Source organism: Streptomyces sp. NPDC050856, assembly GCF_040653855.1.
In the GTDB taxonomy this organism is placed as follows: domain Bacteria; phylum Actinomycetota; class Actinomycetes; order Streptomycetales; family Streptomycetaceae; genus Streptomyces.
Genome location: NZ_JBFAGV010000002.1, coordinates 93,448 through 119,807 on the forward strand (window position 1 = coordinate 93,448; position 26,360 = coordinate 119,807).

Here is a 26,360-nt window from a genome sequence, read left to right on the forward strand (position 1 = left end):
GCAGGTCATGGGACGTCCGGGGCGGATGTGCCCTTCGCGGACCCTCGCGCCGACCGCCCCGGAAGATGTGCCAGAGTTGCCACGTCGGGACTGGGAGCACGTACGGTACGGCAACACAGGCGGGACATCCGGTACGGCCGGGGACACCGGGAAGGGGCAGCTGGGTTGACCACGCACGCACCGCAGGCGGCGCAGTCCGTGACGCTGCCGGCCACGCTCGACGCGGCCGTGGCGGCGCTCACCGCCATGCCCGCCGCCGTGCCCGTGGCGGGCGGCACCGATCTGATGGCCGCGGTCAACCAGGGCCGGCTGCGCCCCGCCGGCCTCGTCGGCCTCGGCCGGGTCAACGAGATCCGCGGCTGGCAGTACCAGGACGGACACGCCCTGCTCGGCGCCGGCCTCACCCACGCCCGGATGGGCCGCCCCGACTTCGCGGCGCTCATCCCCGCGCTCGCGGCGGCCGCCCGCGCGGCCGGACCGCCGCAGATCCGCAACGCCGGCACCCTCGGCGGCAACATCGTCACCGCCGCGCCCACCGGCGACTCCCTGCCCGTGCTGGCCGCCCTGGAGGCGGACCTCGTCGTCGCCGGACCCGGCGGCACCCGGGAGATCCCGGTCTCGCACCTGCTGGCCGGCCGGGAACTGCTGGCGCCGGGCGAGCTGGTCGGATTCGTCCGGGTCCCGCTGCTGCACGCCCCGCAGGTCTTCCTGAAGGCCACCAACCGCACCGGACCCGGCCGGGCCACCGCCTCCGTCGCGGTCGTCCTGGACCCGGCGCGGCGCGGTGTGCGCTGCGCCATCGGGGCCATCGCGCCGATGCCGCTGCGCCCGATGGAGGCCGAGCAGTGGATCGCGTCGCTGATCGACTGGGACGGCGACCGCGGCCTGGCCCCCGAGGCGCTGACGGCGTTCGGCGAGTACGTGGCGGCGGCCTGTGTCCCGGACCAGCCGGACGGCCGGCCGCTGCCGCCCGCCGTACTGCACCTGCGGCGCACGGTCGCCGCGCTGGCCCGACGAGCTCTGGGGAGGGCGCTGTCGTGAGCACCGACGAGCACGAGAGCCCGCGGGGGCCGGGCGGCTGGCAGCCGACGCCCCAGGGCGAGTACGACGGCGACGCCACCGCCTTCGTCCAGCTCCCGCCGGACATGTCGCTGGACGCCGTGCCGCTGGCCGCGCCGGGCCACGGTTACGTACCGCAGGAGGCGTGGCCGCACCCGCACGACCCGGCAGCGGACGCGCACCCCACCGCCCCCTGGGACTACCAGGAGGCGGCGGTCGCGCAGGCCGCGTCCGACCTGACCGGCCAGTGGACGGTGCCGGTGGCGGAGGGGGACCTCCCGGAGGAGTCCGGCGAGTACCACCACTCCGCGCTCGCCGCCCAGTGGACCGGCGGCAACCCGCCGGCGACCCTGCCGGGCGGCGCGGCGGCGCCCTGGGCGACACCCCCCGCCCCGGAGCCGGAGCCGGAGCCGGTCCCGGACCACGACCGGGCGGACGTTCCCGCGGAGCCCGTTCCCGGCGGGCTGGCCGCGGAGGCACCGGCCTACGGCGAGGCGCCCCACGGGGAGGCGCCCTACGACGAACCGGCCGTTCAGGACCGGGTCTTCGCCGAATCCGCCCACCAGGAGCCCGCCCACCAGGAGCCCGCCCACCAGGATCAGGCCCACGAGGATCAGGCCCACCGGGAGCCGGACCACCGGGAGCCACCGGCGCACCCGGAACAGCCCCTCCCGGCCCCCCCGGGGTCCGGCCAGCCGGATGGCGAGGGGCCGGCCGCCGAGGGCCCGGACACCCGCGAGCCGGCCACCGAGGGCCCGGAGCCACGGGAGCAGGGTGCCGAAGGGCCTGCTGCCCAGGACCCCGCCGCCGGGGCGCACGCGCCGCAGGCCGCCGCGGACGGCGACGAGCACCCCCACGTCTCGTACGTGCTGCGCGTCAACGGCACCGACCGGCCCGTCACCGACGCCTGGATCGGCGAGTCGCTGCTGTACGTGCTGCGCGAGCGGCTCGGTCTGGCCGGCGCCAAGGACGGCTGCTCCCAGGGCGAGTGCGGCGCCTGCAACGTCCAGGTCGACGGCCGGCTGGTCGCCTCCTGCCTGGTACCCGCCGCCACCGCGGCCGGCAGCGAGGTCCGTACCGTCGAAGGACTCGCCGTGGACGGCGAACCCTCCGACGTGCAGCGCGCCCTCGCCAAGTGCGGAGCCGTCCAGTGCGGCTTCTGCATCCCGGGCATGGCCATGACCGTGCACGACCTCCTGGAGGGCAACCACGCCCCCAGCGAACTGGAGACCCGCCAGGCGCTCTGCGGCAACCTCTGCCGCTGCACCGGCTACCGCGGCGTCCTCGACGCCGTACGGGAAGTGGTCGCCGAACGCGACGCGGCGGCCGCCGCGGCTTCCGCGGCCGCCACCGCGGCGACCGCGGCGGAAGCCGTCGGAGAGGTCCGCATCCGGCACCAGGTTCCCCACCCGCACGACGGAGGCACGGCGTGAGCAACGACGCGGCCACCGCCATCCCGGCGGTCGACGGTCCCCTCGAAGGCTCCCCGCAGGAGACGCCCACGCGCGGCATCGGCGCCTCGCTGCCGCCCACCGGCACCCGGGCCAAGACCGAGGGCACCTTCCCGTACGCCGCCGACCTCTGGGCCGAGGGCCTGCTGTGGGCGGCGCTCCTGCGCTCCCCGCACCCGCACGCGCGGATCGTCTCCATCGACACCTCGGCCGCCGCGGCGATGCCGGGCGTACGGGCCGTGGTGACCCACGCCGACGTGCCCGGCGACCCCGCCTACGGGCGGAAGGTCGCCGACCGCCCGGTCTTCGCCTCCGACGTCGTGCGCCACCACGGCGAGGCCATCGCCGCGGTCGCCGCCGACCACCCGGACACCGCACGACTGGCCGCCGCCGCCATCGCCGTCGAGTACGAGGTCCTCGAACCGGTCACCGACCCGGAGAAGGCGTTCGAGGCCCCGCCCCTCCACCCCGACGGCAACCTCATCCGCCACATCCCGCTGCGCTACGGCAACCCGGAGGCGGCCGGGGAGATCGTGGTCGAGGGCCTGTACCGCATCGGCCGCCAGGACCCGGCACCGATCGGCGCCGAAGCCGGACTCGCCGTACCGCGCCCGGACGGCGGGGTGGAGATCTACACCGCCTCCACCGACCCGCACACCGACCGCGACCTGGCCGCCGCCTGCTTCGGGCTGTCACGGGACCAGGTCAAGGTGGTCGTCACCGGCGTCCCGGGCGCCATGGGGGATCGCGAGGACCCCGGATTCCAGATCCCGCTCGGCCTGCTCGCCCTGCGCACCGGCTGCCCCGTCAAACTGGCCGCCACCCGCGAGGAGTCCTTCCTCGGCCACGCCCACCGCCACCCCACCCTGCTGCGCTACCGCCACCACGCGGACACCGAGGGCCGGCTGGTGAAGGTGGAGGCGCAGATCCTCCTCGACGCGGGCGCCTACGCCGACGCCTCGTCCGAGTCCCTGGCCGCCGCGGTCGCCTTCGCCTGCGGCCCGTACGTCGTACCGCACGCCTTCGTGGAGGGCTGGGCGGTCCGCACCAACAACCCGCCCTCGGGCCACGTCCGGGGTGAGGGCGCCATGCAGGTGTGCGCCGCCTACGAGGCCCAGATGGACAAGCTCGCCGCCCGGCTGGGCATGGACCCCGCCGAACTGCGCCTGCGCAACGCCCTGGCCACCGGCGACATCCTGCCCACCAGCCAGACGGTCACCTGCCCCGCGCCCGTCGCGGAACTCCTCCAGGCGGTACGGGACTTCCCGCTGCCCGCCCTGCCCATGGACTCCCCGGAGGACGGCTGGCTGCTGCCCGGCGGCCCGGAGGGCGCGGGCGAGCCGGGCGCGGTACGCCGCGGCGTCGGCTACGGGCTGGGCATGGTGCACATGCTGGGCGCCGAGGGCACCGACGAGGTGTCCACCGCCACGGTGAAGGTCCACGACGGGGTCGCCACGGTCATCTGCGCCGCCGTCGAGACCGGCCAGGGCTTCACCACCCTGGCCCGCCAGATCGTGCAGGAGACGCTGGGCATCGAGCAGGTCCACGTCGCCTCCGTCGACACCGACCAGCCCCCGGCCGGCCCGGCGACGCACGGCCGCCACACCTGGGTGTCGGGCGGAGCCGTGGAGCGCGCCGCCAAGATGGTCAGGACCCAGCTGCTCCAGCCGCTGGCCCACAAGTTCGGCATGTCCACCGAACTGCTCCAGATCACGGACGGCAGGATCACGTCGTACGACGGCGTCCTGTCCACCACCGTGACCGAGGCCCTGGACGGCAAGGAACTGTGGGCCACCGCCCAGTGCCGCCCCCACCCCACCGAACCCCTGGACGACGCCGGCCAGGGCGACGCCTTCGTCGGCCTGGCCTTCTGCGCCATCCGCGCGGTCGTGGACGTCGACATCGAACTCGGCGCGATCCGCGTGGTCGAGATGGCGGTCGCCCAGGACGTGGGCCGCGTCCTGAACCCCGCCCAACTGGCCACCCGCATCGAAGCCGGGGTCACCCAGGGCGTCGGCGCCGCCCTCACCGAGAACCTCCGCACCCCCCGCGGCCTGGTCCGCCACCCCGACCTGACGGGCTACGCCCTCCCCACCGCGCTGGACGCCCCGGACATCCGCATCGTGAAGCTCGTCGAGGAACGCGACGTGGTGGCCCCCTTCGGCGCGAAGGCCGCCAGCGCCGTCCCGGTGGTCACCGCCCCCGCCGCGGTGGCCTCCGCGGTCCGCGCCGCCACCGGACGCCCCGTCAACCGCCTTCCGATCCGCCCCCAGGCGGCCGTGGTGACGCCCAATTCGTAATGGTGTGATCCCCGTTGCTTCGGCAATCGGAAGATGCGACTGTCAGCGCCGCTGACTACAGTGAGCCCCGGACTTTGTGTTGAACGGGGAGGCGTTGATGGCGGAGGACAACGGGTTGGGTGGATTGGCCGCGTTCAGCGGCCTCCCGCTCGCCGGTGCCGTGAGTGCGGCGGCAGCGAGGGTCAAGAAGCTCGCCTACGACCTGGGTGAGATCGGCAACCTGAAGAGCCGGGTGGACGAGCTGCTGCGGGACTTCAACGAGTCCCAGGCCGCACCGACCAAAATCAGCGACGGATGGCTTCAGCAGGCGAGCCTGGGGGGCGCCGGCTTCAAGGAGGCCGAGTACCTGTACGCCTCGTACAACATCGTGCGGGAGGAACTCGAGAACTTCTCCAAGGTGCTCGGCCTGCAGATGGAGAGCATGAAGCTCGCCATCCACGCGTCCGAGAAGGGCTACCAGAACATCGACGACGACGTCCGTGACCGCATGAAGGCACTGAACGCCCAGATTGTCGCGATGCAGAACGAGGACGACAAGAGCAACGCCGGGCCGAAGGCGCAGCAGCCCTCCGAAGCCGGCGCGGGTGGCCAGGGAGGCTTCGACGATGAGTGAGACCGGGAAGAAGCCGCAGGCGGGCAAGACCCCCGTCGAGTCCATGTCGAACGAGGAGCTCCTCGCGATGCTCCAGCCCGCCAACAAGGCCACGGCGGAGCACCTGGCGCAGAAGCTCACCTCCGCGGCCGAGGTGATCACCGGTATCGGGGACGACCTCAAGTTGCGTGCCGGTCTGCTGCACTGGGACGGCGAGGGCGCCGAGGCGTTCCGGGACTGGACCGGGGCCACCGGGAACGCCACGCTGCGACTGGGCGCGTACGCCAAGGAAGCCGGCAAGTGGATGTCGGAGGTCGCCCAGGCGATCGCCGAGGCGCACAGCGGCCTCGACGAGATCGCCAAGGCGAGCACGGCGGCGAAGAAGGACCACGCCGCCGCGCAGGGCTCGCTCGAAGAGGCGAGGAGCGACTCCGGCTCCGGCAAGGACGGGAAGGCCGCCGCGACCGCCGCGGCGGACGTGGCCACGGCAGCGGCCATGCGTGAGGCGACGCGCGTCGCCGCCATGATGAAGCTGCGCAAGCTCGGCCAGACCTACACCCAGTCGGGCGACCAGATGAACAGGCTGGAGCGCCCGAAGTTCCCGCCGCCGGCGGGTCACTTGGGTGATTCATGGTCCGCACCCCAGGGTTACAAGGCCGTGCCGCCTGAGAGCCACGCCAGCGGTAGGTCCTCAGCCAGTGGGGGCAGTATTGCTCACGCGCCGAACGGCGGCGGTGGGGTTGCCGGCGGAGGAGCCGGGTTCGAAGGTGGGACTGTCTCCTCGCAGGCCGTTTACCCCGGAGGCTCGGAAAGGGCTGTCACCGAGCGACCGGTGGCCATGGAGATCGACGGATTGGCCACTCTGCCGACGCCTCCCACCACGCCCTCCGGGGGGTTTCCGAGTACCGGCACCGTCCCGCCCGGCAAGCCGGACGGAACCGCGTTCCCGGGCCTGGCAATGGTTCCGCCCACGCTGACCGGCGGCAACCCCGCACAGTCCATCACCGGGGGAGGTAAGGGCTACACTGCCGCCTCCCGTGGTTCGGTTCCTCCCGGCACGGGATCAGTCGCTCCCGCCTCCCGCCTCCCGCGTGAGAACGGGATTGTCGGTGGTCGGCCCGTGCCGCCGAGTGCGGGACGACCCGCCGGCGGGATCCCTCGCGGCACCGTCGCCGGTGCCGAGGGCCCCTACGGCAGAGGGGCGATGCCCGGAGGTTCGGCGAGTGCCCATGGAACCGGTGGGGCAGGACAGAGCGGTTTCGCGGGTGGACGTCGACTGGCGACGGAGACGGGCGGCGTCGTGGGCGGACGCCCCTACGTGCAGGGCCAGACAGGTGCCCGCCCCTTCACTCCTGGCGGATCCGGCCTGGTCCGGGGCGGGAACACGGGGAGTGGGCCGGTCGGCATCCAGGGTCGTACCGGTGCGCCTCACGTCCCGACCGCACGCAACGCGGGCGCTGGTCGAGACCAGCGGAACGGGGAGCGCCCGGACTACCTGTCAGAGGACGAAGAGACCTGGCAGCAGGGAAGCCGCCGGGTGGTCCCGCCGGTCATCGACTGACCCCGTACGAAGACGACTGGCAGAAGGAAAGAACAGATGCGCACCAGCAGGGCCCGAGCCGTCAACTCGTCCGCCTTGGCAGCAGCTTTGGGCTTGGCCCTGCTGGGCGTCGCAGCGACTCCGGCACACGCCGAGAGCGTCAGGGACCAGCAATGGCACCTCGACGCCATGAAGGCGGACGAAGCCTGGAAAATCAGCACCGGGCGCGGCGTGACCGTGGCGGTGCTTGACTCGGGGGTCGATGACACCGTGGCCGACCTGCGAGGTCAGGTCGTCAAGGGCGCCGACTTCTCGCTGCTGTCAGGTGACGAGAACAACGACATCGACAACCACGGCACGGGCATGGCCGCCTTGATCGCGGCTACGGGCGCGCGGGGGCCGGCGCAGGGCTCTTACGGGTTGGCTCCTGGCGCCAAGATCCTCCCTGTACGGATTCCGTACAACCAGGAGCGATGGCAGCAGAAGAACAGAGTCAAGGAGACTTACGCGCAGAGCGTCGCCAAGGCCATTCGTTTCGCGGCTGATTCAGACGCCAAAATCATCAATGTCTCCGGCGGGCACTCCAAGAGCGGACCTGAGCTTGCCGAGGCCGTCAAGTATGCCTTGGGCAAGAACAAGCTGATCTTCGCCGCCGTCGGGAACAACGCTGATGCCGGAAATGAAGCACAGTATCCGGCTGCTACCCCTGGCGTCGTCGGCGTCGGCGGAGTGGATCGAAAAGCAGCGTGGTGGGCCAAGTCCGAGACGGGACCCCAAGTGGATCTCGCTGCGCCCGCTGTCGACATCACCAACGCCTGCTCCGGTGGCACACAGCTGTGTGAGGGGAGCGGTACGAGTGGTGCCACCGCACTGACCTCCGCCTTCGCGGCCCTTCTCTGGTCCAAGCACCCGGAGTGGACCAACAACCAGGTGCTCCGGGTCATGCTCAACACGGCCGGCAAGCCGAAGAACGGTGCCACCCGCACCGACTACATCGGCTACGGCACCATCCGTCCCCGTCTCGCGCTGAAGAGCCCCGGCGACCCGGGTCCGGCGCACGAGTACCCGCTTCCGGACCTGGCGGCCGCGGCGGCCGGGCGGCCGTCGCCCGCGGCGTCCAAGGCCGCCGGCGGAGGCGCGGCCGGGGAAGAGGGGAAGCCGGTCGCCGCGGCTCCCGTGGCGGACGCCGGGGGCCCCGGTACCGGCCTCTGGATCGGACTGGGCGTGGCGGCAGCGGCCGTTCTCGGTGCGGCCGTCGCCGTCCCGGTCCTTCGGGCACGCCGCCGGTAGCGCCACCGTGGCGGCGGCCCCGCCGGTGCGCCGACATCAGCCGGGCGACCGGACAGCCGGGCGGCCGTCACGGATGTCGGCGGCCGGGGGCGACAGGGCCCGCCGGGTCAGAACACCGGCACGGCCGTCAGCTCGCCACGGCTCACCGGGAAGACCCGGTTGCCCGCTCCGGTCATGGACCAGGGCGCCCGGTTGTCGGGGTGGGTGTCAGGGCAGGGGCCCGCTGTGGCCGGTACGCCCGAGTGCGCCCCGGTGTGGGCCCGGCGGTCCTCGTGCCGGTACGGCGTCCGGTGGTGAACGGTCCCGCGAGGGACTGACGGGCGGCGCGGCCAGGCTGTGCCAGGAGGCGGGCGGCGCGGGACCGTGATCGGTGTCGGCCCGGTCGTCGCCCTGTGGGCGGCCGTGGACGTCATCCCGGTGCCGGCCACGGGCCCTGCCGGCTCAACCGCGGCCGGCGGTGGGCGCGGTGGGCCAGGGGAGTCGCGGCGGCGGTGGCCGGACGGTCGGATGTGGAGGCCGTGGCGGGAATCGAACCCGCGTAACTCGCTTTGCAGGCGAGCCCCTCAGCCACTCGGGCACACGGCCGTGCGGTGCTTCGGTACGACCGTAGGCCAGAGGCGGGGGCCGCGGAACGGTGGCGGCCGGGCCGCAACACGACTGCCACGCGCCGTTCATGGTCGTACGACGAAGGGACCAGGCCGAGCCGGTCACAGGACAGGGGCCAACCGCAGGAACGACCCTTACTGTGGGGCGCATGACCGCTGTGGAGCACCCCGACGAGACCGCCGCCGCCCACCCGCCGGAGCCCGGTGGGGTCCTGGACCGGGACCACCGGGCGCTCAGTGTGGGGATCGTCTCCGTCGTCCTGCTCATCGCCTTCGAGGCGACCGCGGTCGGTACGGCGATGCCGGTGGCCGCACGGGAGTTGCACGGCGTGCCGCTGTACGCGTACGCGTTCTCCGCCTACTTCACCACCAGCCTCTTCGCCATGGTCCTCTCCGGACAGTGGTCCGACCGCTCCGGGCCGCTCGCGCCGCTCACCACCGGTATGTCCGCCTTCGCGGCCGGGCTGCTGCTGTCCGGCACGGCGAGCGCCATGTGGCTGTTCATCGTCGGCCGCGCGGTGCAGGGGCTCGGCGGCGGGCTGGTGATCGTCGCGCTGTACGTGGTGGTCAGCCGCGCGTACGAGGAACGGCTGCGGCCCGCGATCATGGCCGCCTTCGCGGCGAGCTGGGTCATCCCCTCGGTGGTCGGGCCCCTGGTCTCCGGGACGGTCACCGAACGGCTCGGCTGGCGCTGGGTGTTCATCGGCATCCCCGTACTGGTCGTGCTGCCGCTGGCGCTCGCCCTGCCCGCGATACGGAGCCGGGCCGCCGGGCCCGCCGACCCGCGGGCGGCCGGGGCCGGGTTCGACCGGCGACGGGTCCGGCTCGCGCTCGGGATCTCGCTGGGTGCCGGACTGCTCCAGTACGCGGGGCAGGACCTGCGGGCGCTGTCCGTGCTCCCCGCACTGGCCGGCGCGGCGCTGCTGGTGCCCGCCGTGCTGGGCCTGCTGCCGCGCGGTACCTACCGGGCGGCGCGCGGCCTGCCGTCGGTGGTCCTGCTGCGGGGCCTCGCCGCGGGGTCGTTCATCGCGGCCGACTCCTTCGTGCCGCTGATGCTGGTCACCCAGCGGGGACTGAGCCCGACGCTGGCCGGGCTGTCGCTGGCGGTGGGCGGCGCGACCTGGGCGCTCGGCTCGTACGTCCAGGCCCGGCCGCGCGTGGAACCGTACCGCGAGCGGCTGATGGTGCTGGGCATGGTGCTGGTCGCGGCGGCCATCGCGGCCGCGCCGAGCGTGCTGATCCCGTCCGTCCCGGTGTGGACGGTGGCCGTGGCCTGGGGCTTCGGCTGCCTCGGCATGGGCATGGTCATCGCGGCGACCAGCGTGCAACTGCTGAAGCTGTCGGCGCCCGGTGAGGCGGGTGCCAACTCGGCCTCGCTGCAGATCTCGGACGCCCTGGCGAATGTCGTGCTCCTCGCCGGGGCGGCGCGGCCTTCGCGGCCCTGGGCGGCGGCGCCGCCGGAGCCGTCGCGGGCCACGCCTCGGCGGGCGGCACCGGCGGCTCCTCGCACTCGGCGGCGTTCGCGGCGGTGTTCCTGCCGATGGCGGTGGTGGCGCTGGCGGGTGCCTGGGTGGCCACCCGGACCCGGGTGAAGGCCCCGGCCGCACACGTGGACCGCGCGCCCGCCTGACCGGCGCCCGGCCGGCCACCGCCCGGCCGGGCGGGAACGCGGCACCCGCATCCGTGTCCCGCTCCACCCCGCTCGACCCCGCTCGCGGGACCCGCGTCCGTGCCGCGCCCGTGGCGCACCGCGTCCCGCTCGCGGCGGGCCGGTGCCGGCCCGGGGTCCGTGCCGCGCCCGCACGGACCCAGGTGCGCGGCGCGCCCCCGCCACTCCCCGCCCCGGTCCGGCCGGCCCACCACGGGGGGACCGGGCCGCTGCCGCCCCGCCCCCCGCCGACGCCGGTCCGACGGCCGGATGTGAACCATGTCGCACTCCACCCACCACGGCCCGGTCCGGCCGGGGGCCGTGCGCGCCACCGGTAGGGTGGCCCGGTTGTCGTACGTAACGTGACCGAGGGCCTGGATCGGAGACCGTGACCACTACCGCCTCCCACCACCTCTCACCCGCCTTTCCCGGCCGCGCCCCCTGGGGCACCGCCAACAAGCTGCGCGCCTGGCAGCAGGGCGCCATGGAGAAGTACATCCAGGAGCAGCCCCGCGACTTCCTCGCGGTGGCGACCCCCGGTGCCGGTAAGACCACCTTCGCGCTGACCCTCGCGTCCTGGCTGCTGCACCACCATGTCGTCCAGCAGGTCACCGTGGTCGCGCCCACCGAGCACCTGAAGAAGCAGTGGGCCGCCGCCGCCGCGCGGATAGGCATCAAGCTGGACCCGGACTACAGCGCGGGACCGCTCAGCAAGGAGTACCACGGGGTCGCGGTCACCTACGCCGGTGTCGGCGTCCGCCCCATGCTGCACCGCAACCGCAGCGAGCAGCGCAAGACGCTGGTCATCCTCGACGAGATCCACCACGCCGGTGACTCCAAGTCCTGGGGCGAGGCGTGCCTGGAGGCGTTCGAGCCCGCCACCCGCAGGCTCGCGCTGACCGGTACGCCGTTCCGGTCGGACACCAACCCCATCCCCTTCGTCACCTACGAGGAGGGCAACGACGGCATCCGGCGGTCGTCCGCGGACTACACGTACGGCTACGGCAACGCCCTGACCGACGGGGTCGTCCGGCCGGTGATCTTCCTCAGCTACAGCGGCAACATGCGCTGGCGCACCAAGGCCGGTGACGAGGTCGCCGCGCGGCTCGGTGAGCCGATGACCAAGGACGCCGTCTCGCAGGCCTGGCGCACCGCGCTCGACCCGCGCGGCGACTGGATGCCCAATGTGCTGCGTGCCGCCGACCAGCGGCTCACCGAGGTCCGCAAGAGCATCCCCGACGCCGGCGGCCTCGTCATCGCCTCCGACCAGGACTCGGCCCGCGCCTACGCCAAGCTGATCCGCGAGATCACCGGCACGAGGGCGACCGTGGTGCTCTCCGACGACGCCGGCGCCTCCAAGCGGATCGACGAGTTCAGCGAGGGCGACGACCGCTGGATGGTGGCGGTCCGCATGGTGTCCGAGGGCGTCGACGTACCGCGCCTGGCGGTCGGCGTCTACGCCACCACCATCTCCACACCGCTGTTCTTCGCGCAGGCCGTGGGCCGTTTCGTACGGTCCCGCAGGCGCGGCGAGACCGCTTCCGTGTTCCTGCCGACCATCCCCAACCTCCTCACCTTCGCCAACGAGATGGAGGTCGAGCGCGACCACGCCCTCGACAAGCCCAAGAAGGAGGGGGAGGAGGACCCCTACGCCGAGTCCGAGAAGGAGATGGACGAGGCGAACAAGGAGCAGGACGAGGACACCGGCGAGCAGGAGGCGCTGCCCTTCGAGGCGCTGGAGTCCGACGCGGTCTTCGACCGGGTGCTGTACGACGGTGCCGAGTTCGGCATGCAGGCGCACCCGGGCAGCGAGGAGGAGCAGGACTACCTCGGCATCCCCGGCCTGCTGGAGCCGGACCAGGTGCAGCTGCTGCTGCGCAAGCGGCAGGCCCGGCAGATCGCCCACAGCAGGCAAAGGCCGGCCGAGGACGCCGACCTGCTGGAGCTGCCCGCCGAGCGGCGTCCGGTCGTCTCGCACAAGGAGCTGCTGGAGCTCAGGAAACAGCTCAACACCATGGTCAGCGCGTACGTCCACCAGAGCGGCAAGCCGCACGGGGTCATCCACACCGAGCTGCGGCGGGTGTGCGGCGGGCCGCCGAGCGCGGAGGCGACGGCCGGGCAGATCCGGGAGCGGATCAAGAAGGTCCAGGAGTGGGCCACGCGGATGCGCTGACGCGCACCCGGCAACGGCCCGGCGACGCGCGCCCGGCGCCCGGCCGCGCCTGCGGGGGGTTGGCCCCGCCCGCCCCGCCCCGGCCGTCCTGGGCCCGCCCCGGGCTCTCCACCCGGCGCTCGCCACGGCTGCCCCGGGCCCGCGACGACCGCCCGGCGCACGCCGTGACCGCCGCGCGCCGAGCGCGCCCGCCGGGCGCTCGGGCGGTGCGTCGTCGCAGGCCGCGGTACGCCCGGATTGTGGACGAGGTCTTCCGCTGAGCGGAGTCCGTCGCTACTGTCCCGGGCACATGCAAACGCCCCGTGGCAGCGCCGCCGCGGAGCGCAGCCGGTGTGCCATGGCCTGCCGGCGGCCTCTGACGTGCGTCGCCCACGGGACCGGTGCCGCACCGCTGTCGAGAGTGTCCGCCGTCACTCACTCCGAAGGAGAGGGCGTCGTGACCGCGGAGACCTCCCAGACGCTCGACCGGGGACTGCGCGTCCTCAAGCTGCTCGCCGACACCGACCACGGGCTGACCGTCACCGAGTTGTCCAACAAGCTCGGCGTCAACCGCACGGTCGTCTACCGACTGCTGGCCACCCTCGAACAGCACGCCCTCGTCCGCCGGGACCTGGGCGGTCGCGCCCGGGTCGGACTCGGCGTGCTGCGGCTGGGCCGTCAGGTCCACCCGCTGGTCCGCGAGGCCGCGATGCCCGCCCTGCGCGCGCTGGCCGAGGACATCGGGGCGACCGCGCACCTCACCCTGGTCGACGGGGCCGAGGCACTGGCCGTCGCGGTCGTGGAACCGACCTGGACGGACTACCACGTGGCCTACCGCGCCGGTTTCCGCCACCCGCTCGACCGGGGCGCCGCGGGCCGCGCCATCCTCGCCGCCCGCCAGGGCGCCCTGCCCGACCCCGGGTACACCCTGACCCACGGCGAACTGGAGGCGGGCGCGAGCGGAGCGGCCGCCCCGCTGCTCGGCGTGACCGGCATCGAGGGCAGCGTGGGCGTGGTACTGCTGGCCGACGTCATTCCCGACCGGGTGGGCCCCCGCGTGCTGGACGCGGCCCGCGAGGTGGCGGACGCCCTGCGCTGACCGCGGTGCCGGCGGTGGGCGGCCGGCCCGGAGCGGCGGTGTGGGCTCCGAGAAACCGGGGCGGACGAGGCGAGCCCCGAGAACACCGGCGCGGGCGAGGCGAGCCCCGCGCACCGGTGCGGGCGAGGCGGGCAGGTCGTGGGCGTGCCCTGCCGGGCCGATACATTGGCGTGGTGTTCACCAGCCTCACGCGTCCCCGTGCTCTCGCCCTGTGCGCCCTGCCCGTCCTCGCGCTGCTCGGCGTCGCCGGGTTCGCGCCGCTGCCGTTCACCATCGCGCAGCCCGGGTCGACCGCGGACGTGCTCGGCGCCGACAAGGGGCGGCAGGTGATCAGCGTCTCCGGCGCGCCCGTCCGCGCGACCAAGGGCAAGCTGCTGATGACGACCATCGTGGCGACCGGGCCCGGTACCGACATCGGCGCCGGTGACGTCGTGGACGCCTGGTTCCGTACCGACCGGGCCGTGCTGCCGCACGACTCGGTCTACCCGCCCGGCAAGTCCGACGCCGAGGTCACCAAGCACAACCTCGCCCAGATGGCGCAGTCGCAGCACACCGCCGTGCGGGCCGCCCTCGGGTACCTGGGCAAGAAGCCCGGGGACGTGAAGGTCGACCTCAGCCTCGCCCGCGTCGGCGGGCCCAGCGCCGGGCTGTTCTTCGCGCTCGGCATCGTCGACAAGCTCGACGGCGACGGCGCGGGCGGCGACCTCACCGGCGGGCGGATCATCGCCGGTACGGGCACGATCTCCCCCGACGGCGAGGTCGGTGCCGTGGGCGGGGTGTCCCTCAAGACCCAGGCGGCCCGCCGCGACGGCGCCACCGTCTTCCTCGTACCGAAGGCGGAGTGCTCCGGGGCGCGGGCCGAGCTCCCCGCCGGGCTGCGGCTGGTCCCGGTCACCACCCTGAAGGACGCCGTCTCCGCGCTGCGGGCCCTCAACCGCGGGAGCGCCGTCCCGAGTTGCTGACGGCGAGGGCGCGGCGCGCGTCCGGGCTCCGATCCGGGCGTACCCGGCCGGCCGGGGCCGCTCTCAGCCGTCCGTCGCGGCCTGCTCCACCAGCGGGATGATCCGCAGGGGCACCGGGTTCTCCATGACGATCGCCGTGGAGGCCCGCACGATGCCGCCGAACCCGACCACCCGGTCGATCACCCGCTGGAGATCGGCGTTGGACCGGGCCACCAGCCGGCACAGCATGTCACCGTGGCCGGTGGTGGTGTGCAGTTCCAGCACCTCCGGCACGCCCGCCAGGTGCGCCCGTACATCGGCTCCCTGGCCCTGCTGGATCTCCAGTGTCGCGAACGCCGTGACCGGATAGCCCAGCGCCACCGGGTCGACGTCCGGACCGAAGCCGCGGATGACCCCGTTCGACTGGAGCCGGTCCAGACGCGCCTGGACGGTGCCCCGGGCGACGCCCAGACGGCGTGACGCCTCCAGCACCCCGATACGCGGTTCACGTGCCAGCAGCACGATGAGCCGGCCGTCCAGATGATCGATCGCCATGACGGTCTCCCGATGGTCATCCTGTACAGATCGCCCGCTCATACTGGCCGGTCGCTGTGCAGTTTGCCCAGAGGATGCGCGAACTATTGCGCAGCTTGTGGAACGGAGAGAGTCTGCGGCCATGACTGAGACCATCTCCCACACGCCCGACACCGCCCGGCAGGCCGACCCCTTCCCGGTGAAGGGAATGGACGCGGTCGTGTTCGCCGTCGGCAACGCCAAGCAGGCCGCGCACTACTACTCCACGGCCTTCGGCATGAAGCTCGTCGCCTACTCCGGACCCGAGAACGGCAGTCGCGAGACCGCCAGTTACGTCCTGACGAACGGCTCCGCCCGTTTCGTGCTCACCTCCGTGATCAAGGCGTCCACCGACCGGGGCCGCTTCCTCGCCGAGCATGTCGCCGAGCACGGCGACGGCGTCGTCGACCTCGCGATCGAGGTGCCGGACGCCCGCAAGGCGTACGCGTACGCCGTCGAGCACGGTGCCACCGGCATCACCGAGCCGTACGAGCTGAAGGACGAGAACGGCACGGTCGTGCTGGCCGCCATCGCCACGTACGGCAAGACCCGCCACACCCTGGTCGAGCGCTCCGGCTACAGCGGCCCCTACCTGCCCGGCTTCGTCGCCGCCGCCCCGATCGTGGAACCGCCGGCCAAGCGCACCTTCCAGGCCATCGACCACTGCGTCGGCAATGTCGAGCTCGGCAGGATGAACGAGTGGGTGGCCTTCTACAACAAGGTCATGGGCTTCACCAACATGAAGGAGTTCGTCGGCGACGACATCGCCACCGAGTACTCCGCCCTGATGTCGAAGGTCGTCGCCGACGGCACGCTGAAGGTCAAGTTCCCGATCAACGAGCCGGCGATCGCGAAGAAGAAGTCGCAGATCGACGAGTACCTGGAGTTCTACGGCGGCGCGGGCGTCCAGCACATCGCGCTGGCCACCAACGACATCGTCGCCACCGTCCGCACCATGCGCGCGGCCGGTGTGCAGTTCCTCGACACGCCCGACTCGTACTACGACACGCTCGGCGAGTGGGCCGGTGAGACCCGGGTTCCCGTGGAGACGCTGCGCGAGCTGAAGATCCTGGTCGACCGGGACGAGGACGGCTACCTGCTGCAGATCTTCACCAAGCCGGTGCAGGACCGCCCGACCGTCTTCTTCGAGCTGATCGAGCGGCACGGGTCGATGGGCTTCGGCAAGGGCAACTTCAAGGCGCTGTTCGAGGCGATCGAGCGCGAGCAGGCCAAGCGCGGCAACCTCTGACCGCGCGGCCGGGGCCGGAGCCGGGGTCCCGCCCCGGCCCGGTCCTGTTCCGGCCGCTTCCTGTCCCGGCCCTTTCCGGCCGGGTCGCGGTGCCGGCGCGGTACGCCAGGGCCCCGGGAGGCCGGGGCGGCCGGTGACCGCGGCCGGTGACGGACCGGTGGGGCGTGCCGATGGCTCACCCCCCGGAACCCGAGCCGGACCCGGACCCCGAACCGGACCCTGAGCCGGACCCGGACCCCGAGCCGGACCCGGACTCCGACCCCGGGCCGGATCCCGACCCCGCGCCCGTCCCGCCGTCCTCGCCGGTGCGCTGCGACCGGCCCCGCTTGTCCCCGTACACGTCCGCCGGGCCGCCCGCCGGCGGCTCGCCCAGCGTGGCCAGCGCCTGGCGTGCCTTCGGGGCCAGCAGCGGCGAGAAGTGCGGGTTGATCCGCAGCGCCTCCTCGATGTGGCGGCGAGCCGCCCCGTACCGCCCCAGCCCGCGCTCGATCTCCCCGCGGTGGTACATGAACAGAGCGCTGCGCGGGCCCTGGTCGGTCGCCCGCTCGGCGTACCGCAGCGCCTCCTGCGGCCTGCCCGCCCGGTACAGCGCCCACCCGAGCGCGTCCGCCATGGGCGCCGAGCGGTGCTTGCGGGCCCAGCGCTCGGTCAGCCCGGTGACCGCGGCGGCCGGATCACCGTGGTCGGTCTCCAGGCGCGCCAGCACCAGCGTCCCGTCGACACCGTGCGTCCGCGCCTCCGCCACCCGCGTCCGCACGGCCTCGTACTGGGTACGGGCGTCCCCGTCCAGCTCCAGCGACTCGTACAGCTCACCCGCCTCCAGCGCGTACTCCGGCAGCGGCAGCGCCGTGATCGCCGCCCCGTAGTCCCGGACCGCCTCGTCCGTGCGGCCCAGGGCCGCCAGCGCCCGCGCCCGGCCCGCAAGGGACGGCGCGTGGTCCCGGACCAGCCCCAGGGCGGCGTCGTAGGCCCTGATCGCCTCCGCCGGCTCACCCCGCTCCCACGCCAGGTCGCCCAGCCGCGCCAGACCGGCCGTCTTCTCGACCGGCGTGGCCGCCAGCGCCACCGCCTCCGCCGCCCGGGCCGCCGCGTCCTCCCGCCAGCCCCGGTCCCGGTTGAGCTGGGCGGCGCGGGCGGACGCCGACGCGCCCCGGTGCAACGCCAGCAGCCGGTCCAGTGCCCGGCCCGCCGATGTGATGTCGCCCAGCCCGCTGTACGCGTCGATGAGCACGGCGTACGACTGCCAGCGCCGCGGCCGCTGGTCGCGTGCCGTCTCGCCCCACCGCCGGGCCGCGCCGAAGTCGCCCCGGGCGTTGGCCAGCGCCCCCAGTCCCAGCAGCGCGTCGACGTTGCCCCGGGCGGCGGGCAGCGCGGCCAGCGAACGCTTCAGCGCCTGCTCGGCCCGCGCGTAGTGCGCCGTCTCGCCCACCCGGGCCGCCCGCTCCACGTACGCGGTGCCCAGCAGGGCCCACGAGGCGTCGTCCCGGGGGTGCGCGCGCACCCACTTCTCCCGGTCCGCGATGAGGGCGGTCAGGTCCGGCAGGGACACCTGGGCGCCCGTGTTCACCGCCGACACGGCCCGCGCGGCCGAGCCCGGCGCCGGCGGCGGGCCGTCCCCGCCCGGGCCGCCCGGCCCGCCGAGACCGCCCAGGGCGCCCGGCCCACCGGGGACGAACAGCAGGGCCGCGCCGGCCAGCACCGCGGCCGCCCCCGTGACCAGGACCGTCTGTGTGAGCCGTTGCCTCTTCATGCCGCTCACTGTGCGTCAGCGGGCCGAGCGCGCTCGGCGTCCCGGAGTCGAACACCCGACGGGTTCACACCGATGGCCCCGGGTGCCAGGCTGGGATCATGGACGCTCCCGACGACCTCCTGGCACGGCTCCGCGCGGGTCTCCCGGCCGAAGCCCTGCTCACCGACCCGGACATCACCGCCTCCTACGCCCATGACATGGCGAGCTTCTGCGAGGCGGGCACGCCCGCCGTGGTGGCCCTGCCACGCACCGTCGAGCAGGTCCAGCACGTGATGCGCACCGCGACCGAGCTGCGCGTCCCGGTCGTCCCGCAGGGCGCGCGCACCGGTCTGTCCGGCGCCGCCAACGCGTCCGACGGCTGCGTCGTGCTCTCACTGACCAGAATGGACCGGATCCTGGAGATCAGCCCGGTCGACCGGATCGCCGTCGTGGAGCCGGGCGTCGTCAACGCCGACCTCGCCCGTGCCGTCGCCGAACACGGCCTGTACTACCCGCCGGACCCCTCCAGCTGGGAGATGTGCACCATCGGCGGCAACATCGGCACCGCTTCGGGCGGCCTGTGCTGCGTCAAGTACGGCGTGACCGCCGAGTACGTGCTCGGCCTGGACGTCGTCCTCGCCGACGGCCGGCTGCTGTCCACCGGCCGCCGCACCGCCAAGGGCGTCGCCGGGTACGACCTGACGCGGCTCTTCGTCGGCTCCGAGGGCAGCCTCGGCATCGTCGTACGAGCCGTGCTGGCGCTCAAGCCGCGCCCGCCCCGGCAGCTGGTGCTGGCGGCCGAGTTCCCGTCGGTGGCCGCCGCCTGCGACGCCGTGTGCGCCGTGATGGAGCGCGGCCACACGCCCTCGCTGCTGGAGCTGATGGACCGTACGACGGTCCGGGCCGTCAACCGGCTGGCGCGGATGGGGCTGCCCGACTCCACCGAGGCCCTGCTGCTCGCCGCCTTCGACACCCCCGACCCGGCCGCCGACCTGGCGGCGGTCGGCGAGCTGTGCACGGCCGCCGGCGCCACCCAGGTCGTCCCCGCCGACGACGCCGCCGAGTCCGAACTGCTGCTCAAGGCGCGGCGGCTGGCGCTCACCGCCCTGGAGACCGTCTCCACCGCGACGATGATCGACGATGTGTGCGTACCCCGTTCCCGGCTGGCCGCGATGCTCGACGGCACGGCCGCCGTCGCCGCCCGGTACGGCCTGACCATCGGTGTCTGCGCCCACGCCGGCGACGGCAACACCCACCCGGTCGTCTGCTTCGACCACACCGACCCCGACGAGTCCCGGCGCGCCCGCGAGTCGTTCGACGACATCATGGCGCTCGGCCTGGAACTGGGCGGCACCATCACCGGGGAACACGGCGTCGGCGTCCTGAAGAAGGAGTGGCTGGCCCGCGAACTGGGACCGGTGGGAGTGGAGTTGCAGCGCGGTATCAAGCGGACCTTCGACCCGCTGGGCATCCTCAACCCCGGCAAGCTCTTCTGAGTCCCCAGCCCTAGGGCGGATTGCCGATGGTCCGGACGCACGCGTCCACATAGCGTGAGGGCACCGACGCAAGGAGGAGAGCCGTGCCCGCACGTCTTGACCACACCATCGTCCGCAGCCGGGACCGCTTCGCCGGCGCCCGCTTCCTCACCGAGCTGATGGCGGCGCCCGAACCGAAGCCCTTCGGCCCGTTCGCCAGTGTGCCCCTCGAAGGCGGGGTCACCCTCGACTACATCGACGACCCGTCGCCCGAGATCGCCTCCCAGCACCTGGCCTTCCTCGTGTCCGAGGAGGAGTTCGACCAGATCCTCGGCCGGATCGAGGAGCGCGGACTGCCGTACTGGGCCGACCCGCACCACCACCAGCCGCAGGAGATCAACCACCTCCACAAGGGCCGCGGGGTGTACATCGACGACCCCGACGGCCACTCGATCGAATTCCTCACGCACACGTATGTGACCGACTGACGCCACGGTCCGACGGCACGGACCGCCCCCTACGCGAGCAGCTCGGCCAGCCCGTCGTCGATGCCGAGCTGCTCGCCCTCCGCACCCGGCGCCACCGCCCGCAGCGTCCGCTCCAGCCACGCCGACACCTGTTCGGCCGGAGCCTCCAGCAGCGCGTCGCCGTCCGGTGAGGACAGCGCCATCAGCACCACACCCCGCCCGTCCCGGGTGGACGGCCACACCCGCACATCGCCGTGGCCGCACGGCCGGAAGACCCCCTCGACCAGCAGCTCCCGGGCGAACGTCCAGTACACCGGCTGCTCGGAGCCGATGTGGAAGGCGATGTGCACGGCGTACGGATCATCCGTGCGATACGTCAGCCGCGCCGGCACCGGCACACTGCGCTCGGACGACAGCACCATCCTGAGTTCCAGCTCGCGTTCCACCACGGTGTACTGCATGGGACCGCTCCTTCTTCCGCCCGGTACGGACCCCGAAGCGGGCCCGTACCGATGGAGAGCGGGAATTCCCCCCGTCATGACGCGACTTTTCCCGTCGAATCCCTGTTACTTTCCGTGGCACGACCGTGACCCGATGGTGGCTGTTGCGGTCGGACGGACCCGGGGGCGGTCGGCGGTCTGATAGATGTGGTGCCTTGAATTGAGGCCCTCGAGGAGATACGGGACCACGGTGATGAGCGCCCCAACCCCGGCAACCGGCGACGGCAGCCCCACGCCTGGTTACTACCCCGATCCGTCCATCCCCGGATACATCCGGTACTGGAACGGTGCCGCCTGGGTGCCGGGGACCAGCCGCCCGGCGCCCAGGGACGGCGAGGCGATGCCCCAGCCTCCGGCCCCGGCCGGCGCGCCGGCCCCGGCGTCCGCACCCGCCGTCGAGGAGACCGGACCCGTCTTCTTCGACGAGGAGGGGCCGGTCTCCGAGACCCATGTCCCCTCCGCCCCGGAGCGTCCGGAGCCCGAGCCCGCGTCCGTCTGGCAGGCCGACACCGCGCGGCAGACCGGCTTCGGCGGCGACCGCGACCGCCGGATCTCCTGGGGCACCGAGGGCCCGGAGCCGCCCCAGCCGGTGGACCCGCGTCTCGCCGCGCCCCGCGCCCCGGCGGCCGACCCGACGGGCGGCGCGCTGCCGGGGGTACGGAACGTGGAGCCCGGACCGGGCGGGCCGAGACCGCCGGCCGAGGGGACGGTGACCATCAGGGCCACCCCGACCCACGCGCCGCCCGCCTCTCCGGCCGTTCCCGCGCAGCCGCTCCCGTCCGCGCAGCCCTTCCCGTCCGCGCGGCCGCTCCCGTCCGCGCAGCCGGGCCGGCCCGATCCGGTGGCGCCGCCCGCGTCCGCGCCCGGCCCCGACTCCGCCCCCGCGTCGACCCCGGCTGCCGCCCCGGCCGCTCCCGTCACCCACGGCCCCGGTGGCGGTGCGGCCTCCTGGGCGCAGCAGGTGCAGCAGCTCGCCCAGCCGCGGGCCGCCGGTCCCGCCACCCCGGGGCCCGCCGCCCAGCCCGAGGGCCCGCAGCCGGTCGTGCCCTGGAAGCCCCCGGTCGACGATCCGTTCCTGCGGGCCGCCCGGGCCCAGGCGGCCGCCCGTCCGGCCGCGCTGGGCAAGCGGCTGGTGGCCCGGCTGATCGACACCGTGGTCCTGGGCGCGGCCGCCGGCGCCGTCGCCGTACCGTTCGTCCGCAAGGCGCTCGACCACATCGACGGCAAGATCCAGCAGGCCAAGCAGTCGGGTGAGACGGTCACCGTGTGGCTGCTGGACGGCACCACGTCCATGTACTTCGGCATCGCGCTCGCCGCGCTGCTGGTGCTCGGGGTGCTGTACGAGGCGCTGCCCACCGCCAAGTGGGGCCGTACGCTCGGCAAGAAGCTGTGCGGCCTCCAGGTGCGGGACATCGAGGCGCACGAGCCGCCGGGCTTCGGTGCCGCGCTGCGCCGCTGGCTGGTCTACTCGGTGCTGGGCGTGCTGGTGATCGGTGTGGTCAATGTGGTGTGGTGCCTGTTCGACCGCCCGTGGCGGCAGTGCTGGCACGACAAGGCGGCGCACACCTTCGTGGCCGGCTGAGCCGTCCCCCGAACGGCGGGTGAGCCGTTGCGGGGGCCCGCCGGGCGGGTTGGACTTCCTCCATGAGCAATGAACCGCCGCCGCCCGGACAGCCCCCCGAGGACGACCCGTTCCGCAAGAAGCCGCAGGACGGGGGCGGTACGCCGCCGCCCCCTCCGCCGGGCGGCGGCGGCCCGTACGGCGGCGGTGGCCCGTACGGCGGAGGCCCCGGCGGTGCCGGTGGCCCGTACGGCGGCGGTCCCGGCGGTGCCGGTGGCCCGTACGGCTCCGGTGGGGCCGGCTACGGCGGTACCGATCCGCTCGCCGGGATGCCGCCGCTCGCCGACTCCGGCCGACGCGTCCTGGCGCGGCTGATCGACTGGTTCATCATCGCCGTACCGCTGGCCCTCCTCGGCATCCCGTTCGACATCTACACCCGGATGACCGACGACTCCGACATCGCGGACATGTGGGGCGAGGGGAACTCCGGCGGGCAGTGGGCCTTCCAGCTCCTGACGATCGTGGCGTACGTCGGCTACGACACCCTGATGACGAAGAAGAACGGGCAGACCCTCGGCAAGCGGCTGATGGGCATGCGGGTGGCGATGCTCAACGACGGCAGTGTCCCGTCCACCAGCGCCGCGCTGACCCGGGCGATGGTGCTGTGGCTTCCCGCGCTGATCTGCTGCGCCTGTCTGTGGCCGCTGTTGCTGCTGATCCTGATCCTGGTCGACAAGCCGTACAAGCAGGGCCTGCACGACAAGGCGGCGAAAACGGTCGTGGTGTCAGCGGCGCAGTGAGTGCTCCCCGGTGCGCGCCCGGGGACGCGGCACCCGTACGGACGGGCCGGTTTCCGCGCGGTCCGTCGGGCTCCGGAGGGCCGCCCGTGCCGGCTGGGCCCGGCGGCCGGACGCGGGTACGGAGAGGGCCACCAGCAGGCCGAGGAGGAGCGCGGCGAGTCCGATCAGCGCGATGCCGAGGCCGCCGGTGGCACGGGACAGCAGGAGCATGGCGACGGTCGACAGGACGACGGTGGCCGAACCGTAGGCGAGCTGTGCGACATTCGGACGCGGCATGACGGTATCCGTCCTCGGAGCATCGGTAGGGGGCCTCGTGGATCGGTCGCACTGTCGAACGACCCTACGACGGTGGATGCCCGAGAGGAACCAGCAGTAAGCACCACCTCACCCACGGTACCGGTGCACCGGGGGCGCACGGAATCACGGTCCGTGCCAAGTGGCCGGAACCCCACGCTGGTTGACGCGTGGACGGGGCCGGGGGAGGTCCGGTACGGCAGGATGCGGACCGGGCGGCCCCGCGCCCGTACCACCCCGGCCGGTCGGGCTCCGCGGGGTCCCGGCGGCCGGGATGTGGCGCCGGGCGACTGACCAGCCCCGTCGCGGTCCGGGGGGCCGTCCGCAATGCGGGGCGGGATGTTCACATAGAGCGTTGGCTTGTTCAAGTCAAGATCTGTCTTTTCTCGCGTACTTCCGGTCGAATGTCGTCACTTGTGGCGCGACTCCGCACGCGGATATCTCTTCAACCCCCCATCCGCGGTACGCGGGCGCGGGGAGGACAAGATCAAGTGACCAGCAGACGACGGGCGTTCAGCGCGTCCGCGGTGATTGTGGCGCTGGCCGCCACCGCCGCGACCGCCACGGCCCTCAGCCCGGCCCAGGCCGACGACCGCTCCACCACCGGAATCGAGCGCCATGACCCGGCACCGGGCGCGCACGGGGCTCCCGGACACGACCACGCCGCCGAGGTCGACCACGACCTCGAAGGCCCCTACAGCAAGCAGCAGGAGCAGCAGCGCAAGGCCGCGCTGGAGCAGGTGCTGTCCGGTGACGTCAAGGTGGAGCGCCGTGGCTCCTCCAAGGTCGTCAAGCTCGACGACAAGAAGTACGTCGAGCTGGGCCGGGAGCGGACCGACAAGATCTTCACCATCCTGGTGGAGTTCGGCGACAAGGTCGACAGCACCACGATGCACGACCCGGACGGCGCCGAAGGACCCCAGCCCCCGGCCCCCAAGTACGGCGGCAAGCCCGGCCCGCTGCACAACCGGATAGCCCAGCCGGACCGTTCGAAGGACAACTCGACGGCCTGGCAGGCGGACTACAACCAGCAGCACTTCCAGGACCTGTACTTCGGCACCGGCAAGGACAAGAAGACCGGCAAGCAGAAGCACTCCCTGAAGACCTACTACGAGAAGACCTCCTCCGGCCGGTACTCGGTCGACGGCACGGTCTCCGACTGGGTCAAGGTCGACTACAACGAGGCCCGCTACGGCTCCAACTACTGCGGCAGCACCAACTGCGCCAACGTGTGGGACGCGGTCCGCGACGGTGTCACCGCCTGGACCGCCGACCAGAAGGCCAAGGGCACGTCGGACGCCGAGATCAAGGCGCAGCTGGCGCAGTACGACCAGTGGGACCGCTACGACTTCGACAACGACGGCAACTTCAACGAGGCCGACGGCTACATCGACCACTTCCAGATCGTCCACGCCGGTGAGGACGAGTCGGCGGGCGGCGGTGCCGAGGGCACCAACGCCCTGTGGGCCCACCGCTGGTACGCGTACGGCACCGACGCCGGCAAGACCGGCCCCGCGCACAACAAGGCGGGCGGTACCCAGATCGGCTCCACCGGCATCTGGGTCGGCGACTACACGATGCAGCCCGAGAACGGCGGCCTGGGCGTCTTCGCCCACGAGTACGGCCACGACCTGGGCCTGCCCGACCTGTACGACACCTCCGGCAAGGCGGGCGCCGAGAACTCCACCGGCTTCTGGTCGCTGATGTCGTCGGGCTCCTGGCTCGGCCTGGGCAAGGACAGCATCGGCGACATGCCCGGTGACATGACCGCCTGGGACAAGCTCCAGCTCGGCTGGCTCAACTACGAGAAGGCCAAGGCGGCGACCACGTCCAAGCACACGCTGGGCGTCGCGGAGTACAACACCAAGAACCCCCAGGCGCTGGTCGTCGAGCTGCCGAAGAAGAAGGTCACCACCTCGGTCGTCAAGCCGGCCGAGGGCTCCAAGCAGTGGTGGAGCAACATGGGTGACGACCTCAAGAACACCCTGACCCGCTCCGTCGACCTGACCGGCAAGGCCAAGGCCGAGCTGGCCCTGGACGGCTGGTGGGACATCGAGAAGGACTACGACTACCTCTACGCCGAGGTGTCCACGGACGGCGGCAAGCAGTGGACCGCCCTGGCCGGCACGGCCAACGGCAAGGCCATCCCCGCCGACGCGAGCGGCGCCCCGGCGCTGACCGACGTCTCCGGCTCGTACCAGAAGCTGGTGTACCCGCTCGACGCCTACGCCGGCCAGAAGTTCGACCTCCGCTTCCGCTACCAGACCGACGGCGGCGCGGGCGGCAAGGGCTTCGCGGCCGACGCCATCACGCTCACGGCGGACGGCGCGACGGTCTTCTCCGACAACGCCGAGGGCGACGACGCCGGCTGGACCGCCAAGGGCTTCTCGCGCATCGGCGAGTCCTTCACCAACGAGTACGAGCAGTACTACCTGGCGGAGAACCGCCAGTACGTCTCGTACGACGCCACCCTCAAGGTCGGCCCGTACAACTTCGGTTTCCCGGCGCCGATGGACAGCTGGGTGGAGCACTACCCGTACCAGACCGGTCTGCTGGTCTGGCAGTGGGACACCTCCCAGAAGGACAACAACACCGCCGTCCACCCGGGCGAGGGCCTGATCCTTCCGGTGGACGCCCACGCCAAGCCGCTGAAGTGGTCCGACGGCACCCTGCCGCGCAACCGCGTCCAGGCCTTCGACTCGCCCTTCAGCCGGTACGCCACGGACAGCTTCACGCTGCACAAGGCGGGCGAGCCGCTGCGGATCCGGTCGCAGGCCGGCAACCCGGTCTTCGACGACCGCAAGGGCGTCTACTGGTACGCCGAGAACCCGCGGGCGGGTGTCAAGGTGACCGACACCAACACCAGGATCGCGATCGTCAAGCAGCCGAGGAACGGCCAGACGATCACCGTCCAGGTCGGACCGTCGGCCAAGTAACAGCATCACCGCAGGTCGAAACATGATCGGCCGTCGCCCCCTGGCGGGCGGCGGCCGATCGTGTTTGAGTGCCTCCTGACCGACCTTATGGACACGCCA

19 protein-coding genes, 1 tRNA gene and 1 pseudogene are annotated in these 26,360 nt (G+C 73.1%); 16 read left to right on the forward strand and 5 right to left on the reverse strand.

What is annotated here, in order from left to right:
- The first annotated feature begins 165 nt into the window (after positions 1 to 165).
- The 6 genes from AB0H53_RS02300 (at position 166) to mycP (ending at position 8,232) form a co-directional block, all read left to right on the forward strand.
- Positions 166 to 1,041, forward strand: coding sequence for an FAD binding domain-containing protein (locus tag AB0H53_RS02300; protein WP_362105856.1), 876 nt, complete (start codon positions 166 to 168; stop codon positions 1,039 to 1,041).
- Positions 1,038 to 2,492, forward strand: a complete 1,455-nt coding sequence (locus tag AB0H53_RS02305) for a 2Fe-2S iron-sulfur cluster-binding protein (protein WP_362105859.1) — start codon at positions 1,038 to 1,040, stop codon at positions 2,490 to 2,492. The genes AB0H53_RS02300 and AB0H53_RS02305 overlap by 4 nt, the downstream gene beginning before the upstream one ends.
- The gene (locus AB0H53_RS02310; protein WP_362105862.1) at positions 2,489 to 4,810 is read left to right on the forward strand and encodes a molybdopterin cofactor-binding domain-containing protein; all 2,322 of its coding nucleotides are present in this window, start codon (positions 2,489 to 2,491) and stop codon (positions 4,808 to 4,810) included. The genes AB0H53_RS02305 and AB0H53_RS02310 overlap by 4 nt, the downstream gene beginning before the upstream one ends.
- A 115-nt stretch (positions 4,811 to 4,925) precedes the next feature.
- Complete coding sequence (locus AB0H53_RS02315) at positions 4,926 to 5,423, forward strand: hypothetical protein (RefSeq protein ID WP_362105865.1); 498 nt, start codon at positions 4,926 to 4,928, stop codon at positions 5,421 to 5,423.
- Complete coding sequence (locus AB0H53_RS02320; protein ID WP_362105868.1) at positions 5,416 to 6,963, forward strand: hypothetical protein; 1,548 nt, start codon at positions 5,416 to 5,418, stop codon at positions 6,961 to 6,963. Before AB0H53_RS02315 ends, AB0H53_RS02320 begins: the two co-directional genes overlap by 8 nt.
- Positions 6,964 to 6,999: 36 nt before the next feature.
- Positions 7,000 to 8,232 carry a type VII secretion-associated serine protease mycosin gene (gene mycP / locus AB0H53_RS02325; protein WP_362105871.1) on the forward strand — a complete coding sequence of 411 codons (1,233 nt, stop codon included), beginning with the start codon at positions 7,000 to 7,002 and terminating at the stop codon, positions 8,230 to 8,232.
- A gap of 510 nt (positions 8,233 to 8,742) precedes the next feature.
- Here the strand turns inward: mycP and AB0H53_RS02330 are convergent.
- Positions 8,743 to 8,817: transfer RNA gene (locus AB0H53_RS02330), tRNA-Cys, on the reverse strand.
- 169 nt (positions 8,818 to 8,986) lie between these two features.
- Between AB0H53_RS02330 and AB0H53_RS02335 the strand changes: the two are divergent.
- The 4 genes and pseudogenes from AB0H53_RS02335 (at position 8,987) to AB0H53_RS02350 (ending at position 14,698) form a co-directional block, all read left to right on the forward strand.
- A pseudogene (locus AB0H53_RS02335) lies at positions 8,987 to 10,467 on the forward strand (MFS transporter).
- Between the two features lie 406 nt (positions 10,468 to 10,873).
- Positions 10,874 to 12,658, forward strand: coding sequence for a DEAD/DEAH box helicase (locus AB0H53_RS02340; RefSeq protein WP_362105874.1), 1,785 nt, complete (start codon positions 10,874 to 10,876; stop codon positions 12,656 to 12,658).
- 436 nt (positions 12,659 to 13,094) lie between these two features.
- Positions 13,095 to 13,736, forward strand: a complete 642-nt coding sequence (locus AB0H53_RS02345) for a helix-turn-helix domain-containing protein (protein WP_362105877.1) — start codon at positions 13,095 to 13,097, stop codon at positions 13,734 to 13,736.
- 173 nt (positions 13,737 to 13,909) lie between these two features.
- Positions 13,910 to 14,698 (forward strand): S16 family serine protease, encoded by a 789-nt coding sequence (locus tag AB0H53_RS02350; protein ID WP_362105880.1) that lies wholly within the window; start codon positions 13,910 to 13,912, stop codon positions 14,696 to 14,698.
- A gap of 63 nt (positions 14,699 to 14,761) precedes the next feature.
- Here AB0H53_RS02350 and AB0H53_RS02355 read toward each other — a convergent pair whose 3' ends face one another.
- Complete coding sequence (locus AB0H53_RS02355; protein ID WP_362105884.1) at positions 14,762 to 15,232, reverse strand: Lrp/AsnC family transcriptional regulator; 471 nt, start codon at positions 15,230 to 15,232, stop codon at positions 14,762 to 14,764.
- 121 nt (positions 15,233 to 15,353) lie between these two features.
- On the opposite strand from AB0H53_RS02355, the gene hppD reads away from it, so the two are divergent.
- Entirely contained in the window at positions 15,354 to 16,499 is a 1,146-nt protein-coding gene (gene hppD / locus AB0H53_RS02360; protein ID WP_362105887.1) for a 4-hydroxyphenylpyruvate dioxygenase, read from the forward strand.
- 175 nt (positions 16,500 to 16,674) lie between these two features.
- On the opposite strand, the gene AB0H53_RS02365 is transcribed toward hppD, so the two are convergent.
- Positions 16,675 to 18,249: a tetratricopeptide repeat protein gene (locus AB0H53_RS02365; RefSeq protein WP_362105890.1), complete on the reverse strand. Its 1,575-nt coding sequence runs from the start codon at positions 18,247 to 18,249 to the stop codon at positions 16,675 to 16,677.
- Between the two features lie 98 nt (positions 18,250 to 18,347).
- Between AB0H53_RS02365 and AB0H53_RS02370 the strand changes: the two genes are divergently transcribed.
- Both AB0H53_RS02370 and AB0H53_RS02375 read left to right on the forward strand, forming a co-directional pair.
- Positions 18,348 to 19,724, forward strand: coding sequence for an FAD-linked oxidase C-terminal domain-containing protein (locus AB0H53_RS02370; protein ID WP_362105893.1), 1,377 nt, complete (start codon positions 18,348 to 18,350; stop codon positions 19,722 to 19,724).
- Between the two features lie 83 nt (positions 19,725 to 19,807).
- Positions 19,808 to 20,191, forward strand: coding sequence for a VOC family protein (locus AB0H53_RS02375; protein ID WP_362105896.1), 384 nt, complete (start codon positions 19,808 to 19,810; stop codon positions 20,189 to 20,191).
- Between the two features lie 29 nt (positions 20,192 to 20,220).
- Here AB0H53_RS02375 and AB0H53_RS02380 read toward each other — a convergent pair whose 3' ends face one another.
- Positions 20,221 to 20,631, reverse strand: coding sequence for an SsgA family sporulation/cell division regulator (locus tag AB0H53_RS02380; protein WP_362105899.1), 411 nt, complete (start codon positions 20,629 to 20,631; stop codon positions 20,221 to 20,223).
- 232 nt (positions 20,632 to 20,863) lie between these two features.
- On the opposite strand from AB0H53_RS02380, the gene AB0H53_RS02385 reads away from it, so the two are divergent.
- Complete coding sequence (locus tag AB0H53_RS02385; RefSeq protein WP_362105902.1) at positions 20,864 to 22,252, forward strand: RDD family protein; 1,389 nt, start codon at positions 20,864 to 20,866, stop codon at positions 22,250 to 22,252.
- A 62-nt stretch (positions 22,253 to 22,314) separates the two neighbouring features.
- Positions 22,315 to 23,031 carry an RDD family protein gene (locus tag AB0H53_RS02390; RefSeq protein ID WP_362105905.1) on the forward strand — a complete coding sequence of 239 codons (717 nt, stop codon included), beginning with the start codon at positions 22,315 to 22,317 and terminating at the stop codon, positions 23,029 to 23,031.
- Here the strand turns inward: AB0H53_RS02390 and AB0H53_RS02395 are convergent.
- Positions 23,017 to 23,307, reverse strand: a complete 291-nt coding sequence (locus tag AB0H53_RS02395; protein ID WP_362105908.1) for a hypothetical protein — start codon at positions 23,305 to 23,307, stop codon at positions 23,017 to 23,019. The genes AB0H53_RS02390 and AB0H53_RS02395 overlap by 15 nt on opposite strands.
- Before the next feature lie 509 nt (positions 23,308 to 23,816).
- Between AB0H53_RS02395 and AB0H53_RS02400 the strand changes: the two genes are divergently transcribed.
- Positions 23,817 to 26,261, forward strand: coding sequence for an immune inhibitor A domain-containing protein (locus tag AB0H53_RS02400; RefSeq protein ID WP_362105911.1), 2,445 nt, complete (start codon positions 23,817 to 23,819; stop codon positions 26,259 to 26,261).
- Positions 26,262 to 26,360: the final 99 nt, after the last annotated feature.

Bases quoted from the DNA above. Each gene is read 5' to 3' on its own strand.
- AB0H53_RS02320 (WP_362105868.1), top strand. From the start codon at position 5,416: ATGAGTGAGACCGGGAAGAAGCCGCAGGCGGGCAAGACCCCCGTCGAG.
- mycP (WP_362105871.1), top strand. From the start codon at position 7,000: ATGCGCACCAGCAGGGCCCGAGCCGTCAACTCGTCCGCCTTGGCAGCA.
- AB0H53_RS02355 (WP_362105884.1), bottom strand. From the start codon at position 15,232: ATGGCGATCGATCATCTGGACGGCCGGCTCATCGTGCTGCTGGCACGT.
- hppD (WP_362105887.1), top strand. From the start codon at position 15,354: ATGACTGAGACCATCTCCCACACGCCCGACACCGCCCGGCAGGCCGAC.
- AB0H53_RS02365 (WP_362105890.1), bottom strand. From the start codon at position 18,249: ATGAAGAGGCAACGGCTCACACAGACGGTCCTGGTCACGGGGGCGGCC.
- AB0H53_RS02370 (WP_362105893.1), top strand. From the start codon at position 18,348: ATGGACGCTCCCGACGACCTCCTGGCACGGCTCCGCGCGGGTCTCCCG.
- AB0H53_RS02380 (WP_362105899.1), bottom strand. From the start codon at position 20,631: ATGCAGTACACCGTGGTGGAACGCGAGCTGGAACTCAGGATGGTGCTG.
- AB0H53_RS02385 (WP_362105902.1), top strand. From the start codon at position 20,864: ATGAGCGCCCCAACCCCGGCAACCGGCGACGGCAGCCCCACGCCTGGT.
- AB0H53_RS02390 (WP_362105905.1), top strand. From the start codon at position 22,315: ATGAGCAATGAACCGCCGCCGCCCGGACAGCCCCCCGAGGACGACCCG.
- AB0H53_RS02395 (WP_362105908.1), bottom strand. From the start codon at position 23,307: ATGCCGCGTCCGAATGTCGCACAGCTCGCCTACGGTTCGGCCACCGTC.